At 30.3% G+C, this 18955-nt stretch carries 15 protein-coding genes; 9 read left to right on the top strand and 6 right to left on the bottom strand.

All coding sequences use genetic code 11. From position 1 onward, the window contains the following. Positions 1-225 precede the first annotated feature (225 nt). From ACU68U_RS06530 to ACU68U_RS06515, 4 genes are all read left to right on the top strand, one after another. A complete protein-coding gene (locus tag ACU68U_RS06530; protein WP_446762983.1) occupies positions 226-1143 on the top strand; it encodes an ABC transporter ATP-binding protein in 918 nt (305 codons plus the stop codon). Further along, positions 1140-1910, top strand: coding sequence for an ABC transporter permease (locus ACU68U_RS06525; protein ID WP_446762982.1), 771 nt, complete (start codon positions 1140-1142; stop codon positions 1908-1910). The genes ACU68U_RS06530 and ACU68U_RS06525 overlap by 4 nt, the downstream gene beginning before the upstream one ends. Before the next feature lies 1 nt (position 1911). Then, positions 1912-2682 carry an ABC transporter permease gene (locus ACU68U_RS06520; RefSeq protein ID WP_242430488.1) on the top strand — a complete coding sequence of 257 codons (771 nt, stop codon included), beginning with the start codon at positions 1912-1914 and terminating at the stop codon, positions 2680-2682. Between the two features lie 361 nt (positions 2683-3043). Further along, positions 3044-4513 carry an ATP-binding cassette domain-containing protein gene (locus ACU68U_RS06515; RefSeq protein ID WP_278725374.1) on the top strand — a complete coding sequence of 490 codons (1470 nt, stop codon included), beginning with the start codon at positions 3044-3046 and terminating at the stop codon, positions 4511-4513. A 2-nt stretch (positions 4514-4515) separates the two neighbouring features. On the opposite strand, the gene ACU68U_RS06510 is transcribed toward ACU68U_RS06515, so the two are convergent. Next, positions 4516-5424 (bottom strand): DMT family transporter, encoded by a 909-nt coding sequence (locus ACU68U_RS06510; protein ID WP_446762981.1) that lies wholly within the window; start codon positions 5422-5424, stop codon positions 4516-4518. A 113-nt stretch (positions 5425-5537) separates the two neighbouring features. Here ACU68U_RS06510 and ACU68U_RS06505 point away from each other — a divergent pair, with 113 nt between their 5' ends. Next, positions 5538-7079, top strand: a complete 1542-nt coding sequence (locus tag ACU68U_RS06505; RefSeq protein ID WP_446762980.1) for an ATP-binding cassette domain-containing protein — start codon at positions 5538-5540, stop codon at positions 7077-7079. After that, positions 7072-8601 carry an ATP-binding cassette domain-containing protein gene (locus ACU68U_RS06500; RefSeq protein ID WP_446762979.1) on the top strand — a complete coding sequence of 510 codons (1530 nt, stop codon included), beginning with the start codon at positions 7072-7074 and terminating at the stop codon, positions 8599-8601. The genes ACU68U_RS06505 and ACU68U_RS06500 overlap by 8 nt, the downstream gene beginning before the upstream one ends. A gap of 32 nt (positions 8602-8633) precedes the next feature. Here ACU68U_RS06500 and ACU68U_RS06495 read toward each other — a convergent pair whose 3' ends face one another. Together ACU68U_RS06495 and ACU68U_RS06490 are read right to left on the bottom strand one after the other, a co-directional pair. Next, on the bottom strand, positions 8634-9785 hold the full coding sequence (locus tag ACU68U_RS06495) for an iron-containing alcohol dehydrogenase (protein ID WP_446762978.1): 1152 nt from the start codon (positions 9783-9785) through the stop codon (positions 8634-8636). Positions 9786-9876: 91 nt separating this feature from the next. Beyond that, positions 9877-11319, bottom strand: a complete 1443-nt coding sequence (locus ACU68U_RS06490; RefSeq protein WP_094225014.1) for a hypothetical protein — start codon at positions 11317-11319, stop codon at positions 9877-9879. Between the two features lie 223 nt (positions 11320-11542). Between ACU68U_RS06490 and ACU68U_RS06485 the strand changes: the two genes are divergently transcribed. Next, entirely contained in the window at positions 11543-13117 is a 1575-nt protein-coding gene (locus tag ACU68U_RS06485) for an ATP-binding cassette domain-containing protein (protein WP_446762977.1), read from the top strand. Positions 13118-13146: 29 nt separating this feature from the next. On the opposite strand, the gene hydF is transcribed toward ACU68U_RS06485, so the two are convergent. Genes hydF through hydE form a run of 3 tightly spaced genes read right to left on the bottom strand, consistent with a single transcriptional unit; the run spans position 13147 to position 16712 of the window. Beyond that, positions 13147-14298, bottom strand: a complete 1152-nt coding sequence (hydF, locus tag ACU68U_RS06480; protein ID WP_446762976.1) for a [FeFe] hydrogenase H-cluster maturation GTPase HydF — start codon at positions 14296-14298, stop codon at positions 13147-13149. Then, the gene (hydG, locus tag ACU68U_RS06475; RefSeq protein ID WP_446762975.1) at positions 14273-15679 is read right to left on the bottom strand and encodes a [FeFe] hydrogenase H-cluster radical SAM maturase HydG; all 1407 of its coding nucleotides are present in this window, start codon (positions 15677-15679) and stop codon (positions 14273-14275) included. The genes hydF and hydG overlap by 26 nt, the downstream gene beginning before the upstream one ends. Position 15680: 1 nt before the next feature. Then, positions 15681-16712, bottom strand: a complete 1032-nt coding sequence (hydE, locus tag ACU68U_RS06470; RefSeq protein WP_446762974.1) for a [FeFe] hydrogenase H-cluster radical SAM maturase HydE — start codon at positions 16710-16712, stop codon at positions 15681-15683. Between the two features lie 186 nt (positions 16713-16898). Between hydE and ACU68U_RS06465 the strand changes: the two genes are divergently transcribed. Then, positions 16899-17366, top strand: a complete 468-nt coding sequence (locus tag ACU68U_RS06465; RefSeq protein ID WP_094204035.1) for an NADH-quinone oxidoreductase subunit NuoE family protein — start codon at positions 16899-16901, stop codon at positions 17364-17366. Next, complete coding sequence (locus tag ACU68U_RS06460; protein WP_446762973.1) at positions 17366-18946, top strand: NADH-ubiquinone oxidoreductase-F iron-sulfur binding region domain-containing protein; 1581 nt, start codon at positions 17366-17368, stop codon at positions 18944-18946. The genes ACU68U_RS06465 and ACU68U_RS06460 overlap by 1 nt, the downstream gene beginning before the upstream one ends. Positions 18947-18955: the final 9 nt, after the last annotated feature.

Here is an 18955-nt window from a genome sequence, read left to right as displayed (position 1 = left end):
TAGAATATAGAAAGAAAAATGTAGCATAAAAATTTCTACCCCTATGGGTAGAATAGGACAAAAAAACCAGAGACAAATAATTTTTAAATGTCTCTGGTATAAAGTCCAACTTTTTGGGGTCACCTTATAATTTCGCGCTTTTTTATTGCTAACATGTAGCAGGAAATTGTTTTTTTTAGGATATAATATATAATGATATTTGAGAGTATAATTATGGAGCGGAATATGATAGAAGTAAACAACCTGAAAAAAGATTATGAAATAATTAAGAGAAAAAGTTTATTAAACAAAGATAAAACTATCGTGAATGCAGTGAAGAAGATTTCTTTTGAAATTGCAGATGGAGAAAGGGTTGGACTCATTGGGCTTAATGGAGCTGGAAAGACTACTACGATTAAAATGATGACGGGAATTTTGTATCCAACGGATGGTTTCATAAAAGTGAATGGATTCACTCCGTCTGATAGGAAAAAGGAATTTTTGAATGAAATTGGAGTATCAATGGGACAGCGTTCGTGTATGTTTTACGATATTGATGTGATAGAATCTTTCAAGTATTTCAAAGAAGTTTATGAAATTTCAGATGAGGATTTTGAGGAAAGATTACAAGAATTTGATAAAGTTCTTGGACTTTCGCAACTTTTACATACTCCTGTAAGAAAATTGTCTTTCGGTCAGAGGATGAAGTGTGAATTGGCAGTGAGTCTGATTCATTTGCCGCGAACAATATTTTTGGATGAGCCTACTATTGGTCTTGATGTTGTGGTTCAAGAAAATATATTTGAGTTTTTGAATATGATAAACCAAAAATACAATTCTACGATCATATTGACCACACATGAGATAGAAAATATAGATAAATTTTGCCCTAGAATTATAGTATTAAATCATGGAGAAGTGATTTACGATGGAAGGTGCAATAAATTTTTGGATAGGGATAAGTACAGAAAACTAACCGTATCTTCAAAATACGTTAATTATTTGAAGGATTTTAATCCAGACATCGACAATGAGAAGGCGACAGCGTTATTGACAACCGATCAGTTAAATAGTGTTGATATTTCACAATTTTCTAAGTCTGAATTTACTATCGAAGAATTGAGCTTGGAAGATGTTTTGAAAACTAAATTGAGGGGTGAATGATGAAATTATTTGCTTGTTCTCTAAGAATCGCTCTGAAAAAGATGTTTGCTTATCCAAATGAAATAATCATGATATTTTTTCACAGCCTTTTCCAATTATTGTCGACGATTTTGTTTTGGGTTGTGTTATTTGACAATGTAGATTCTTTTGGATACGACAAATCTTTTATATATTTGCTGGCAATGGTCGGGATGTTATCGTCAGCCATTGAAGAAATGTTTTTCGGACTCAGAGATTTTGAGTGGTTGGTGCGTGACGGAAGTTTGGATAGGTATTTGTATCGCCCTCAAAATACTTTGTTTATGATAATGATAGAAAATATTCCACTTGTTGCATTCATTGAGCAACTCTTGCTTGGAATTGTTGGAATATTTTTGGTAGTAGTGAAATTTGATATCGCGATTTCTTTTGTAGCTGTATTAAAGATGATAATTCTTTTAATAATAGGGAACGTGTATTATCAAACGATTTATGCGACAATAACTATGTTGAGTTTAAGATTTGAAAAAATATCGACATTAAGGGATTTGATTTTCAATTTTAATTTTTCAAAAAATTATCCCACTACAATTTTTCCGAATTTTTTGAGAAAATTTCTGACTTATGTAGTTCCTGTTTCATTGATAGCATTTGTTCCAACACTAGCTTTAAGCGGAAAACCTACTAGACATTTTCCTCTAATATTAATTTTTTTAGCAGTGAGTTTGATGGTTTTATGCATTGTGTACAATCGTGGACTTAGAAGATATTCTTCAAATGGAGGTTAGAATGAAAAAATACTTAGCGTCTTTGAAAATAGAATACCTAAATTCAAAAGAATACTTTATTTCTTTTGTTTCCTCCATATTTTATATACCAATTACAATAATTGTTTATTATTTTTTGTGGAAATTCATAATGAAAGGACAAACTGATATTGCAGGAATGAATTTTGACGATGTGATTGCGTATTTCATGACGATTTTGGTAGTGAAAAATTCAATGTCAAATACAATGGCTGAAACTTACTACATATTTCAAGATATAAATACGGGAAATATTGATACGCTGATAACTAAGCCAATTTATTATCCGCTTACTAGATTTTTCATATCTCTAGGAAGAGTTGTAATATCAATGCCTTTGGGGATAGCTTTTTGGATAGCAGTTCAGTTGTACTTTGACAAATTTTCATTTGTATCACTTGGTTATTTTATTATATCTTTATTTTTGGGATTTTGTTTGATGTTTCAAGTGTTATGCATTTTAGGATTACTAACATTTTGGTTAAAATCTGTACTTAGTCTAAGAGATATTTTCTGGTATATTCTGGCAATATTTTCAGGAGAAGTAGTTCCCTTAGCGTTTTTCTCTGGGAAATTTGAAATTATACAACACAATCCTCTTGCCGGAATTTATTATATCCCTGCAAACATAATTAACTCAAACAATATGAAGGCTTTGATTTTGGAACAAGTAATTTACATCGTGATTTTTTCCATAATAATTTATTTTATGTGGAGAAGAGGAATAAAACACTACGAATCACAAGGCGGGTAAATATGATTTTGACATTAAATAATATATATGATAGGGTTAAATCAGCAATAGAGGTGAGTTTATTTATGTTTACAGTATTAGGAGAAGGTGGCAGTAGCGGAGAAGATAAATGCCAAAGAAAAGCTTAAATATTGAATTGTAAAAAAGAGTAAGCAAAAATGAGCGAATATTCTTAAAGTTGGTTTTATATCTAATTTTTGAGAATCAGTTCAAAATGTTTCCTTTTTTTTATAATAAATGAAAAGGTTTATAATAAATTGTAATTATGAATCTATAAATTATTTGAATAAATTATATTTTTTGTTTGAATTGTCAAATGAATTTGGTGTTTACATAGAAAACCCATTGGAGATGATAAATAATGTTGAAATTAAAAAGATATGTTTCAAATAAAAGCCTTGCCATTTATTGTTTGATAAATGGTCTATTAAAAATTTTGTTTTTAGTATCTCCACTTGTTGCAAAAAAGTTTATAGATAATGCAATGAATAAAAATTTTAATAATATGTTGATTTTTGGACTGATAGATGTTTTCTTATTTGTATTAACTCAGGTTGTATCTTATATATTTGATATTTTCAGTAAAAAAGTAGAAACATCAGCAATATCTAATATTTTCAAAGAGGTAAATGAAAATTTGGATACATATAGAGTAAAAGAACATTCAATTAATAGAGATAGGATTAATCAAGAAATAACAAATAATCTTACATTAATAAAAGGCTTTATTGTAGATATACCTGTTAGTATTGTATTTTCTGTTATTACTATGATAGCAATATTTTTAATAATGTTAAAATTGTCTATTAGCTTAGCATTAGTTATGATAATTGTAGTCCCAGTAGGTGCATATATATCATATAAATTAGGTTATTTGATTTCAGATTATTCGGAAAAGGATTTAACGAATAATAGAGATATTAAGGGATATCTGCTAGATAAATATTCTATTACAAAGTCAGAAAGACTTTTAAAAAAAAAGCAGATGTTTGATATAAAAATTTTATTAGAAAATTATGAAAATACCTTAAATAAAAAATATAAATTAGAATCTCTTGTAAATAATATGATGATTTATTTTGTTTTAAATGGTGTAATAATTTCTATGTATTTGATTTCTGGATATTATGTGTATAGAAATATGATTACAATAGGTACTTTTTATGCTACACAACTTTATGTGTCTAGATTTTGGACACCAGTAGAATATTTGTTTGACATAAGAAATCAATATTTAACAGCAAAGCCAGCAATAAATAGTTTTTTGAATTTTATGGAAGTAAAAAAAACAAGATACAATTATGATATTATAAAAGAAATAGAATTGGTGAATTTTGAATGTTTGAGTAATAAAGGGAAAGTATTAAATGAAAAAATTTCTATGAAATTTGATAATAAAAATATAAATATAATTTCTGGAGATAATGGTGTAGGAAAAACAACTGTGATAGAATCTATTTTGAATTATACTGATAGATACAATGGAGATATATTAATAAATGGAAGAATATTAAAAGAGAGCTACTATGATATGGTGTACATATCATCTGATTATAATATATCTAATTTTGGATTGTTATCTGATAAAATAAATTTTTCTTCTGGACAAAAGAAAAAAGCACAAATAGAGTTAGCATTAAATACGGATAAGAGTGTTTATATAATAGATGAACCTACTAATTTTTTAGATGAAGAAAATAAAATCAAAATAGCGAATATGATAAATGAGTTGTATTTTAAAAGGAAAATAGTGATTTTGATCACGCATGATAGCGAAATTATTAATATGATAAAAAATAAAAAAATGTATTTTTTAAAAAAATCTGCATGAGATTATACTCGTGCAGATTTTTCATTTATTAGCATTCTTTGTTTTCTTCGATTGTTCATAAAATTAATCAAAGCTCCACTGAATATTAAAATATATCCAATTATACTCAAATAATCAGGGATTTGATGCAAGAATAAAAATCCAAACAATCCTGTAAAAATTATCGTCGAATAATCAAACACTGAAATTTCAGAAGCAGGAGCGAATTTGTAAGCCAATGTAATTCCAAATTGTCCGATAAGGGCTGCAAGTCCAACGCCGATAAGAGCAAGGATTGATGATGTGTCCATTGGAACAAAATTAAATATCATAAAAGGAATACATACTATACACGAAAATCCTGAGAAAAACGCAACAATAAACGAACTATTAACTCCAAGAGTGTTCAATTTTCTAACGCAAGTGTAAGCTCCACCTGCACAAACTCCACCCAAAATTCCTATTAAATATGGAAGAATTTCCTGGATTTGTAGTGTAGGTTTTACGACGAATAAAACCCCTACAAATGCTATCAAAATCGAAATTATGTGTTCTTTCCTCAAATCTTCTTTTAGGAAAACCCAAGACAAAATCAAAGTCGCAAATGGAGCTAGTTTGTTGAGAACTGATGCATCGGAAATAAATAGATGATCCAACGCGTAATAATTACAAAAAATTCCTGCCGTACCCAAACTTGCTCTCAAAATCAAAGTTTTCCATGGGATTGATTTAACATCGTGAAGTTCTTTTACTTCTTCTTTTTTATTTGATTTTAGTAAAAGCGCGAATGCCACCAAAAAAGCAATCAAATTTCTGAAAAAACTTTTTTGTATAGTTGGCAAATCTCCAGCAAGTGGTATGAATAAATTCATAAGAGCAAATCCAAATGCTGACAATAATATTGCTATAATACCTTTAGTTCTATTATTCATTTATTACCTCCGTATTAATAAATGATATCATAAAACAATGTAGATTTGAAATTTATTCTATATCGCTAGAGTTTATTAGGTGGTATAATCAAAAAAGAGAGGAATTTGTGATTATGAAAACTAAAGCTAAGAAATATTTTATTTATTCAAGTTTGTTTTATGTATTTATTTTTGTGCTTGATTTTTTAGTGTCTGTAATTACATCAAATTTTGCAGACGAATTTGTAAAACTAAATACAGTAGAATTTCAAAATACAACAAAAACTATGTTAATTATAATATTAGTATTTGGTCTGAAATTTTTATTAGAAAAACTAATACCTTATAAATTAGAATTAATAAAACATCAATTAAAATTTCAGTTAAAAAACAACATACTAAAAGATATTTACAATTTACGAAAAGAATTGTTATTCGAATTGTCAGGAGAGCAAGTTTTGCAAATTGTAGATAAGGATAGCGAAATCGTAGCAAGTTTTAGGTATGAATATTTGGTAGAATTATTTTCTTCATTATTTATTTTTGCTATGGTACTTGTTTCATTTTTGGTTTTAAGTTATAAGGCGACTTTTATTCTTGCTTTGTTAGCTATTTTGCAAATAATACCGCCAATAATTACTAAAAATAGCTTATATAAGATTTACATGGATACTAGAAAAATAGAACAAGATACTACTAACTGGATTATTTCAGCATCAGAAGGAAGAGATGTTTTGAAAACTTTTAATGCGACTGATTGGTATTTTAAAAATAAAAGGAATTTAGATGAACTGAATGTAAATGCTGGTACTAAGGCTGAAATTGCATTTGCACTTGAAAATGCTATGTATTCTCTGTTAGATTTGATTTTAAAAATAGTTAGTTATGCAATTATAGGTATAGCAATCTATAATCAGGAAATTTCCATTGCTGATTCGGTGTTTATGATTATGTTACTTAGTACGTTTTATTCCAATTTTGAGAATATAACAAAATATATTTCGAAGGTTCAAGAATTCAATGTATCAAAAACTAGAATAAATAATATTTTAAATAAAGATATTAATAGTAATGATGTAACAATTTCGGATACTGATTCTCTAATAGATTTAAAAATTGAAGATTTAGATTTTTGTCAAAATTTAAATGGAACAAATCTTAAATTAGAAAAAGGAGATAAAATTCTAATTTCTGGGAGTAATGGCAAAGGGAAAACAACCATTTTCAATTTGATTTTAGGACTTTTACACTCAAATAGCAAATTGGTTATTAGAGATGTTCCAGAAAGACTTATAAGTTATTTAAATCAAAATGATTTATGTATTTCTTTTACAATGAGAGAGATTATGGGTATGCTTGAAGGAAAAGAATACGTTAAAAAAGTCCAAGAACTCTGCAATTATTTTGGGATTAAGGAGCTTGAATGGAGTAAATACTTAGATGAATTATCAGGCGGAGAAAGGAAAAAATTCGCATTAGCAGTTTGTCTGGCATCTGATAAGAATATACTTTTGTTAGATGAACCGACAAATCATTTAGATGATAGATCAGTGGAAAAACTAATCGGTGTTTTAAGATCTGATTCACGAGAAATGATTGTAATTAGTCATGATAAAAGGTTAAATAAAATATGCAATAAAACTTTAGATTTAGATAGCGGTGATAATTATGTATAAGGATTTATTCAAGTCTATGAGGCTTGGCGCAATATTAGGCCTGATTAGCAATATAATTCAAGATGTGTCAGCAGTTTTCATAGCGACTGTTTTGGGAACTTTTACATCTGCAGTATTGAATTCAGATATAAAAATGATGAAATCTTCAATATATAAGTTGCTCATTGCTATTTTGATTACTGTAGTTTTGATACCTATTTTTCAGATTTTATCAAATAAAATTATCCTGAAAAATAGTTTTACTCACGAAAATTTGCTAATAGACAAATACTTAAAATTTGATGAAAGTATTTTAAGAGATATAAAATCTTATAAATTTGACAATATTATAGAAAAAGAAGCAACTATGCTTAGATTGAATTTTATATGGGCGTTTCAAAATGTTTCAGAAGCTTTAATAATAGTATTAATTTTGATAATAAGCTTGAAAGAATTACCAACTTATTATTTCATATTCATTGTTTCAATGGGATTTTTAAGATTTGTATCATTTACTACTTTTAAGAATGAAGTTTCTGAATATACAAGAGACAAATATACATTTAAAGAAAATGAAAGAAAAATATTATTTTCTTGCTCTTTTGAAAAAGATTGGTTGAAATTTAATAATTTGTACACAAAATTCATACAGGTATACAAAGAATTATTTGATGAATTTCTGAATGATAAAATATCAACAGGAGAAATGTACACTAAAACTCAAAACGCAGTAAGAAATTTAGCAGATGGATTGTTTCTAATACTTGTAGTGGGATTTGGAATTATTCTATGTTCCAAGCAAATTATAGGGATAAATTCAATAATAAAAGTTTTAGCTATGTCTGTTGTTATCAATAAATTTTTTGATTGTGTCAAAAAATCTGTGGACTCATATATTCAATTAAAAAGTTTAAAAGTTAATGTGGGAAAATTTTATTCAATTATTCCAGAAGATAAGGTTTCTAATAATGGCAATAGTGAAATCGAAATAAATGCTAAAAATCTAAGTTACACGGTAAATGACAAAAATATTTTAAAACCTGTAAATTTTATTATAAAAAAAGGAGATAAAGTTAAAATATCTGGAGAAAATGGAACTGGAAAAACAACTTTAATTAAAATTTTAAGTAACATTTATACCGATTATAATGGAAATATTAGTATTAACAACACAGAGTTAAATAATGCGAAGAATATCAACATAAATTATTTTTGTCAAAACTCTTATGTTTTTCCAACTACTGTGAAAGAGAATATTTTCCTTGGGAAGAATAAAATAGATACTGTATTCACAGATAATAAGTTACTAATGAAAACAGATGTGAATGGTATATCTGGTGGGGAAAAACACAAAATAACTTTGGATAGAGCGTTAATAGGAAACTCAAATATATTTATATTTGATGAACCACTCAATCACTTGGATAGCGAATCAACCGAAAAATTTCTGAAAGTTTTTGATGAAATTGAAGGAATAGTTATTTTTGTCGACCATAAAAACATAATTAAAAACTACAATAAAGAAATAATTTTATCTCACTAAAAAATCTGCCTATTTCAAGGCAGATTTTAGTTCTAATATGCGTTATTGTAAATTGTTTCGATGTCTGATGTTGACAAATCTGAGTAGCTTGTTTTATATGCAGCTGTGTTTTCAGCCATTTCTTTGATTTTGTCTTTTGGAATGTCAATTTCACGAAGTGTAGTTGGAGCTCCGATTTCTTTGAAGAAGTTTTGTAGTGCTTCGATTGATTCTAGCGCTAATTCTTCATCTGTTTTTCCTTCTGGATCTATATTCCACACGTTGATTGCAAAGCTTCTGAATTTTTCCAAATGATTTTTGTAGACAAATTTCAAATAATTTGGATGAACTACTGCAAGTCCCATTCCGTGCGTTACATCAAAATATGCGGATAATGTGTGTTCTAATTTGTGGCTTAACCAATCTGAGCTTTTACCAGTGGCAGTAAGTCCGTTGATTGCAAGTGTACTTACCCACATTAGATTGCTTCTAGCTTGGTAATCTTCAGGATTTTTGAGAGCTACTCTGATACTGTCGATTACAGTTTTCATCAAGCTTTCTGATATATTATCTGTTGTGTTTTCATAATCTGGTTCTGAAAAATATTCTTCCATTATGTGGCTGAACATATCGCATGTTCCACTGATTAATTGATATTTTGGAAGTGAATATGTGTATGTTGGGTCAATTATTGAAAATACTGGATACAATAATCTGTGTCCGTAGCCGTATTTTTTCTTTCTTTCTATATTGGAAATTACACAACTACCGTCCATTTCACTACCAGTTCCAGCCATTGTAATTACTGTTCCAAGTTTGATAGCGTCAGTTGGTTTGTTTTTTTCTTCGAAGAAATAATCCCAGAAATCTTCATCAGTTTTTGCACCCATTGCGATAGCTTTTGAGCAGTCCAATGTTGAGCCACCACCGACAGCCAGTATAAAATCAATGTCATTTTCTTTGCAGATTTTAATTCCTTCATAAACTTTGTCAGTTCTAGGGTTTGGAGTGATTCCTGAAAGTTCAAAAATTTCTTTGCCCTTTAAGTTCTCCATAACATCATCGTAGACTCCGTTTTTCTTGATGCTTCCTCCACCATAAGTTACTAAAATTTTATTGTAATCTTTTAATTCTTCTTTTAGGTTTGTAACTTGACCTTTACCAAAATGTACTTTTACAGGATTGTAAAATGTAAAATTGTTCATAATGCCCCCTTGTTTTATTTCAAATTTACTCATATAAATATATATCCGTTAATTGCGTATTTAAAACAAAAGCAGCGTAAAGTTACGCCGCTTAATTCATTTCTTGTATTTTTTTGTAAACTATATCTTTGATTTCAGTTGAATCAAAAATCGTAGTGTCAATTTTTTTGATGTTTTGTAAATTATCGGGAATAGGCGATTTTATAAAAGAGTTTAACTTTTCCAAAGCCATATTTATATCCAAATTTTCATTGTACCCGAATGATTTCAACACATTTTCCGTAGAAGAATATGGTGATGTTGTAGCCATAATTATTGAAGGAATGTAGTCATAAGAATCGATGACATATTTGTCGTAGGCAAGAGAAGCCATTGCAGTTTGAGGGGATAATGGATACTGACATTCCAAGAATAATCTCAAAATTTTCTGACTGACCTCATCACTTGTCATGCTGTACGTTTCAATACAACTCAATTTTTGTAGTTCTTCTGGATACAAAGTAAACTTATTGTTTTCTCTAAAATCGGTGTAAATCTCTCTTATTCTATCTTGATTATTTATCAAATGATGTAGCAATCTTTCGATATTCGCCAAGACCAATCTTTCAAATGATGTGGATTCTTCACCGAAAACTTCGTCATAGACAAATTCTCCCGTATCCAAGAATTTTTTGAAAGACAATGGACTTTTTGTCGCACAAATTATTTTATTAATAGGAAGTCCCATTCTTTTTGCATAGAAACAAGCCATTATATTGCCGAAATTTTCCGTAGGAATACTTACGTTGATTCTTTTTCCAGCTTCTATCTCTCCGTATTTTACCATAGTCACATAACTGTAAAAATAATAAATAACTTGAGTGAGAACTCTGATTATATTCAAAGAATTGCACGTAGAAATAACCGATTCTTTTTGTGCAATCAAATTTTTGATATCAGAATCATTTATCAAACTATCCACCAATTTTTTACACTCATAAAAATCGCCATCTACGCCAATTGCACAGACATTATCGGAAAGCGTGGATAATAATTTTGATTTTTCGATATCTGAGATATTATTTGGATAAAACACGAAAACTTTTGTGTTCATCTTTTTAAAATTCTCAATCGTGGACACAGAAATATCAGTGGAAGCTGTGAACAGGTATAAGTTTTTCACATCTTCATTATTATTTAAATTAATATCTATAAATTTAGAGATAATACTCAATGACAAGTCCCTATAAGACAGACTTTTGTTGTTGAAAAGTTCAACGTAGCATCTATCATTCGTTTTTCTCAAAAAAACATTAGGCTCATCTCCATCGTAAGCGTTATTTACAATGCTTGATATTGAATCTTCGTCAATATCAGTTAAAAAATGCTTCAAAATATATATAGCAAGTTCGTTATATGTCATATCTCTAAGCACATCAATATCGTACAAATTATCTAAATTCAAAGGAACGTAAATATCATCATTTATACAATTGAAGATTACTTCTTGAGAATCGATAGTTATTGAATTATCCCTAGTGCTAATAAATTTCATATTTCCTCCTAATATTATTCTAATTATATCATTTTATGAGATTTAAGTTAATCTTTTTAAATTTCGATAAAATTTGAGTAAAAAATGCCGAAAATATAACGAGAAGCTTATAACCATTGTTTATTTTTTTTTGAAGAGTATAATAATAGTAAAGCGTTTTCTAATCAATAGAATTGATTGTAGCTTTGGGTAAGAATTATAAAATTGAAGGAGAGAGGGCATTATGATAAAAGTAATTCTTAAAAAGAACATCAAGTTTATAGCAGTATCTTTGATTATGAGTTTAATTATGGTTGTGGCGACGTTGTCCGTACCATTTTTAAGTAACAAGATCTTCAGAGATATTACCAACATTCAAAGAAGTGATTTGTACTTATTGTTTGGGATAATGGTGTTAAATTATTTTATTCAAATAGGGCTGATTTTGTTAAAAGAAAAAGTAGCGGTGAATGTGAATTCAGAAAACATGGATAATTTTATGAAAGATTTATTTCATGTGAAATACGACACTATGATTAATTTGGGAAACAATTCACTGATTACGAAGATTTCTAAGTTGACTAATTCTATTTACAGTTTTTTGATTGATGATGTAAATACAATGGTTAGTTCTATTTTGATAATTATTGGAGCTTTGATTTTTGTTTCAATTCAAAATATTTATTATGGTTTGATTTTACTAGCGATAATACCATTTACATTTTTCGGATTTAAATTAATCAATAAGAAATTATCTGAAAAATGCGTATCACTATCTGCAATTACTTCCAAAAACTACCAAGATTTTAACAATATTTACAGCAATCCAGATTTTTTGAAACAATACTCCAAGTTTGATGGTTTTGATAATCTTATCAACAAGAAAATCGTGGAAATTTTTGAAGCACACAAAAGCGTTAATCAATTCGCAGGTGCAGCAAGTAGTAGTATTAGAATGTTTAACGAGCTTGTGCAAAATGCTTTGTTGATATGGATAAGTTACAATGTTACGATTGGAAACGCTAAGTTATACTCAATTGTGGTGTTTACTTTGGTAATCAATGTATTCTTCGACTCATTGTATTCATTAAATGGAGTAAATATCGACTTAACGAATTTGAAGGTGGATTCTGGATTTTATAAGGAAAATATTTTAGATAATTTGGAAAACAAAAATGGCGTTGCAATTGAAAATACAATAAGCAAAGTTAAATTTGAAAATCCAGTTGTGAATATTTTGGATACTGAGTTCAAATTTGAAATTAATGAAGAATTTTATCCTTCAGACATTGTATACATAGACGCAAAAAGCGGTGCAGGTAAAAGTACACTTCTACGTTCGCTGTTGAATATCAGAGATGTTGAGGGAATATCTATCAACGAAAAAGAAGTTAATTCATTATCTTTGGATGAATTAAGAGAAAAGGTCGCATACGTTCCACAAAATCCACTTATCATTCCTGCAAGTTTGAGGGAAAATATTTTGGTGGATACAGTAAAAGACAAATCTATCGATGAAAAAATATTGTCTATGGATGTTTTGAAGCCTGTGTTGAAGAATAAAAACTTGGATTCAGAAATTTTGGCAAATGGAGAAAACTTGTCTGGAGGAGAAAAACAAAGAGTATCCATCGTTAGAAGTCTTATGAGAGATGCTGATGTTTATATTTTTGACGAAATAACTAGCAACTTGGATTCAGAATCACAGGAAGATTTCTTCTCGAATTTTATTAAAGATATCGACAATAAAATCGTGTTCATTATAAGTCATGATAAAAAAGTACAAAAATATTGCAACAAAACAATGCATGTAAAATAAAAACGAGCTGATTCAAATTCAGCTCGTTTTTAATATGTGATTCTGTCTAATATTTTATTGATTTTCGCAAGGACAATTCCATAATTGGTCATAGGTATGTCGTGAGATTTTGCGAAGTTTGTTTTGCTTTGCATGTACATTTTGTTTTGCATACAGCCACCACAATGAATTATAAAATCGTAATTATAAGCCACGTTGAAGAAATCATCTCCCCTCACGAAATCAATTGTAACATTTGGGTTGATTTTACGAATTAGAGATGGGATTTTGACTCTTCCGATGTCTTCTTCTTTTGGTGAGTGAGTACACGCTTCTGTTATCAATATTTTCACATCATCTGTCAAATTATCAAGCACTGATACTGATTGGATAAAATAATTGAGGTCGCCTTTGTTTTTTGCGAAAAGTATTGAAAATGATGTTAGTTTTATATTTTTGTCCAAAATTTTGTCTACTTCTTTGAAAACTTTTGAATCTGTGATTACAAGGTCTGGATTTGTCATCATTTGTAGCGATTGTTCTAAAGTTTCTAGTCCTGTGCTTAAAACCAAGCATTCCTTCTCCAAAAGCTCTTTCATAATTTGAGATTGGGGAAGGATTAATCTTCCTGTTGGACTGCTTTTGTCTTGAGGCATTACTAAAAGAATTTTGTCGTGATTATTCACCAATCCATCTGTTATTGATGATGATTTGGGAATTAGATTTTCTGAAATCTTTTTTAATAATAAGTCGACATTTTTTCCAGTTAGTGCATTTACAGAAAAAATTTCAGAGTCCTTAGGTTTAATCATTGTGGAAGATTTGTTGTTAAAAACTTTAATTATTTTGACGTTTGTATCGGTTTCAAAATCAATTTGAGTTTTGTTCATATCGTCTGTCACATAAATTATCAAATCAGCAGACTTGATTTCATTGAGTGTTTTTGATTTTCTGTCTTCTCCAAGAAAAGTATCGTCGTTAAGTCCTGCGGTATCTACAATTGTGCAAGCGCCAACACCGTCGATTTCTATAGTTTTCTTCACGGTATCTGTTGTAGTTCCTTTGATGTTGGATGTAATCGAAACATTTTGTTTACAAATTTTATTGATTAAAGTTGACTTTCCAACGTTGGTATCGCCGACGATTACGATTCTGTTTTTCATAGATTTGTGAGCGTTAGAATCTGAAATCTCTGTTGCCATTTTCTATTTCCTGTAAATATTCTTTAGTTTTTTCGCGAACTTTTTCTTTTGGAATATTTTCCAATTCTTTTTGGATTATTTCTTCGCCTTTTTTCTTCGTGTCATCACTTGCGTAATCCATCAAGTATTCCTTCAATGTTAGTAGTGCGTTCGGACCGCAGACATTGAGGATTTGTTTTGATTTACAAAGTGACATGAATCGGTCTCCAGTTCTTCCTTCTCTGTAACAAGCTGTACAAAAACTTGGGATGTGTCCCATATCCAATAGCCAATTTACAACTTCATCCAAGCTTCGTTTGTCTGATGTGTCAAATTGAGAAGTTTCGTCTTCTTCTACACAATATCCACCGACAGATGTGCGAGATCCACCAGAAATTTGGCTGACACCGACTTTCAAAGCTTTTTCTCTGCTTTTTTGTGATTCTCTTGTGGAGACGATGATTCCAGTGTAAGGAACTGCGATTCTCAATAACGAAACTATTTTAATGAAAATATCATCTGATAGTGCGTTTTCAAAATCGTTCGTGTCGATATCATCAGCAGGACAAATTCTAGGCACGCTGATTGTGTGAGGACCAAATCCAAACTTTTCTTCCAAATGTTCCTTGTGCATCATTAGCCCAACAAGTTCATAATCGTATGTTTCCAAACCAAACAAAACACCAACACCAACGTCGTCAATTCCACCTTCCATTGCACGATCCATCGCTTCAGTGTGATAATCGTAGTTGTGCTTTGGTCCAGTTGGGTGCAAAATTTCGTAGTTTTCTTTGTTGTATGTTTCTTGGAATAAAATGTAAGTTCCGATTCCAGCTTCTTTTAATTTTCTGTAGTTTTCAACAGTTGTAGCTGCGATATTTACATTGACACGTCTTATGGATCCGTTTTCGTGCTTGATAGAATAAATTGTATTGATACTTTCCAATAAATAATCCATAGTATTTATTCTGTCATCTTCTCCCATTTCAAGGGCAAGTCTTTTGTGGCCCATATCCATAAGAGCGATTGTTTCTTTTTTTATTTCTTCTTGTGTAAGTTTTTTTCTTGGAATAGTTTTGTTCTTAGCGTGATAAGGACAATATGTACAGCCGTTTATGCAGTAGTTTGATAAGTATAGAGGCGCAAAAAGAACAATTCTATTTCCATAATAATCGTTTTTGATTTTGTTTGCTAATTTGAAAATCTCATCCCACACTTCATCATTATTGCAATTAATTAAGTAAGCAACTTCTTCATGAGTTAATCCTTTTTCTTGTTTTGCTTTTTCGACAATATCCATGTAAAATTCCAATGGTTTTTGTTTCTTGGATTCATCCAAGCATCTCAAAATTTCTTCATTAGAAATAAATTCGACAGCTTTATCGCTTTTTTTATCGTACATTTTATTCACCATAATTTCCTATACTCATATTTGGGTTAAACCCAAGTTCTTTGATTTTTTCTTTTAATTTTTCAAAATTGCCAGATATTTGAATTTCGAAATCTTTTTTATCGTTATATATTGAATACTTTTTCCTGTTTTCAACAGGAGACACATTAGGCATCAGAACATTCCCTCCAACACTTAAACCTTTTTTATTTGAGTCCTTGTCCAATGTTGAAAGTGCAGTCGTGATTGGAATAAGAGCCTTGTGGTCGATTAATCTTATCATAGCCAAAAGAAAATACGTCAAATCCAAATCACCATGCTCATAATTTTCAAATGGAGTATTGTCAGCGGGAATAAATGGACCAATTCCAACCATTTCCGGTTGAAGTTCTTGAATAAAATACAAGTCCTTTGCTAATGTTAAGTTAGTCTGAAAAGGAGATCCTACCATCATTCCGCAACCAGTTTGAAAATGAAGACTTTTTAATTTTTTCAGGCATTCTTTTCTGTGACGAAGACTCATCGATTTGGGATGAAGCTTAGAATAGTGATTGTCATCATTTGTTTCGTGACGAAGCAAATATCTATCAGCTCCAGCGTTTTTCAATTTTTCGTAAGATGAGAAATCTCTCTCACCTAAAGAAAGTGTTACTGCTGCATCAGAATATTTTGATTTGATTTCTTTAATTAAATCTATCAAAAACTCATCAGTGATTTCAGAATCTTCCCCACCTTGAAGCACAAATGTCCTGAAGCCAGTCTGGTATGAGTTAGCAACGGACTTCATTATTTCTTCTTTGGATAATCTGTAGCGGTGAGCGTTCTTGTTAGAATGTCTGAGTCCACAATAAAAGCAATCATTTTTGCAGAATGAACTTATCTCCACCAACGCTCTGAAATAAATGTCGGTTTTGTAATAATGTTTTCTTATTTTTAAAGCTTCATTTGCAAAATCTTCGTAAAATTCATTTCTGTTTTGTATCAAATATTCAAACTCTTGTATTGTTAATTTGTCGTTGTTTTTTAATTTTTCTAATAGCTCCAAGCCTTGTATCTCTCCAATTATCAAAAAAAATATCTAGCAAAAATTTTCAATATTATATTATTATTAATGCAAGTAAATGTCAAATTTTATTTATGTAGTATCAATTTAATAATTCAAAAAATTTTTGATTGACAACATTTGCATACTTTGCTATTATGAAGTTAACAATAAAAATAAGGGGGCAATATGTGTAATTGTTGCGAAAACAAATTTGATATAAGTTGTTTTCTAAAGGGGAAAGACAAGACTGATTTGATTGAAGTTTTGCATAAAGTTCAAGACAAATACGGTTATATTCCACAAGAAGTTGTGGGAAAAATTTCAGAAGAATTTGATATTACACCAGCTAGTATTTACGGTGTAATCACTTTTTACTCAAGATTTACCTTGAAGCCAAAAGGAAAGTACGCGATTTCTGTGTGCATGGGTACAGCTTGTTATGTAAAAGGCGCTGAAAATTTGTTGGATGAATTTTCCAAGAGATTGGGAATAGAAGTAGGCGACACTACAGATGATTTGATTTTTTCTTTAGTTGAGACGAGATGCGTGGGGGATTGTGCATCGGCGCCCGTAGTTACTGTCAACGATACAGTGTATAAAAATGTTAAGCTTGAAGATGTAGCTGAAATTTTATCAAATGTTAAGGAGTCGTAATGGAAAAGACTAATGTAATTGATCAAATTATAAAAGAAAATTCTTCGAAATTTTACGATAGAATTAAAAATGATGATAATTTTGTAGTTGATGGCGAAAAAATAACTAAAAAAGGTGATTTTTTCCAAAAACAAACTAGAATCGCTTTGAAAAATTACGGGATAATCGATCCTGAAAGTATTGAAGAATACATAGTGATGGGTGGATACAAAGCTTTAGAAAAATCCATTTTTGAACTTAGTAATCAAGAAATAATCGACATAGTAAAAGATTCTAATTTGAGAGGTAGAGGTGGAGCAGGTTTCCCAACAGGAAGAAAATGGGAAGGTGCAATGCGTGTAGAATCTGATCAAAAATATGTAATCTGTAACGCAGACGAAGGAGATCCAGGTGCATACATGGACAGATCGATTCTAGAAGGAGACCCTCACAGTGTAATAGAAGCGATGGCTATCTGTGCGAAAGCAATCGGCGCAGACAAGGGTTATGTTTACATAAGAGCAGAATATCCAAAAGCGGTAGCTGCTTTGAATAAAGCGATTGATGATGCAAAAAAATACAATCTTTTAGGAGATAACATATTAGGCTCTGACTTTAGTTTTGATTTGAAAATAAGACTTGGAGCTGGAGCATTTGTGTGTGGTGAAGGTACTGCACTAATTCAATCAATTGAAGGTAAAAGAGGTATGCCTCAAGCGAAAGTTTTCAGAACTACTGAAAAAGGTTTGTTCAGAAAACCAACTGTACTTAACAACGTTGAAACATTTGCAAATATTGCTTCGATAATTAATAACGGAGCTGAATGGTTCAAATCAATCGGTACGGAAGATTCTCCAGGAACAAAAGTTTTCGCATTGGTTGGTAAGGTAAATAATGCTGGACTTGTTGAAGTCCCAATGGGCATGACAATCAACGAAATAGTTTTTGATATTGGTGGAGGAATTCCTGACAATAAAAAAGTAAAAGCTGTTCAAACTGGAGGACCATCTGGTGGTTGTATTCCAGAAGAACTTTTCGATACAAAAGTTGATTTTATTTCTCTTGCAAGAATTGGTTCAATCATGGGTTCAGGAGGAATGGTTGTAATGGATGAAACTGACTGTATGGTCGACATTGCAAAGTTCTTCATGAAATTTACTGTTGATGAATCATGCGGCAAATGTACTCCATGTAGAATTGGTAACAAAAGAGTGCTTGAAATTCTTGAAAGAATTACATCTGGTCAAGGCGAATTGGAAGATTTAGATTTGCTTGAAGATTTGTGTTCTGTAATTACAGATTCTAGTTTGTGTGGTTTGGGAAAAACTGCGACAACTCCAGTTATTAGTTCTATGAAATATTTCATGGATGAATACAAGGAACACATTGTCGATAAAAAATGTCGTGCATCAGTGTGTAAAGATTTATTGCAATACACAATCACAGAAAAATGTGTTGGCTGTGGATTATGTAAGAAACAATGTCCAGTTAATGCAATTTCTGGCGAAAGAAGAGAAATGCATCATATCGACACAGATGTTTGTATTAAATGCGATAATTGTCGTAGCGCATGTCCTGTTCATGCAATCGTTAAAATGTAGGAGGGGAAT

It is taken from the genome of Finegoldia sp. P3-F-LR (assembly GCF_052932165.1).
The sequence above is the reverse complement of the archived record's forward strand: the minus strand, read 5'-3'. Positions and strand labels throughout refer to the sequence as shown.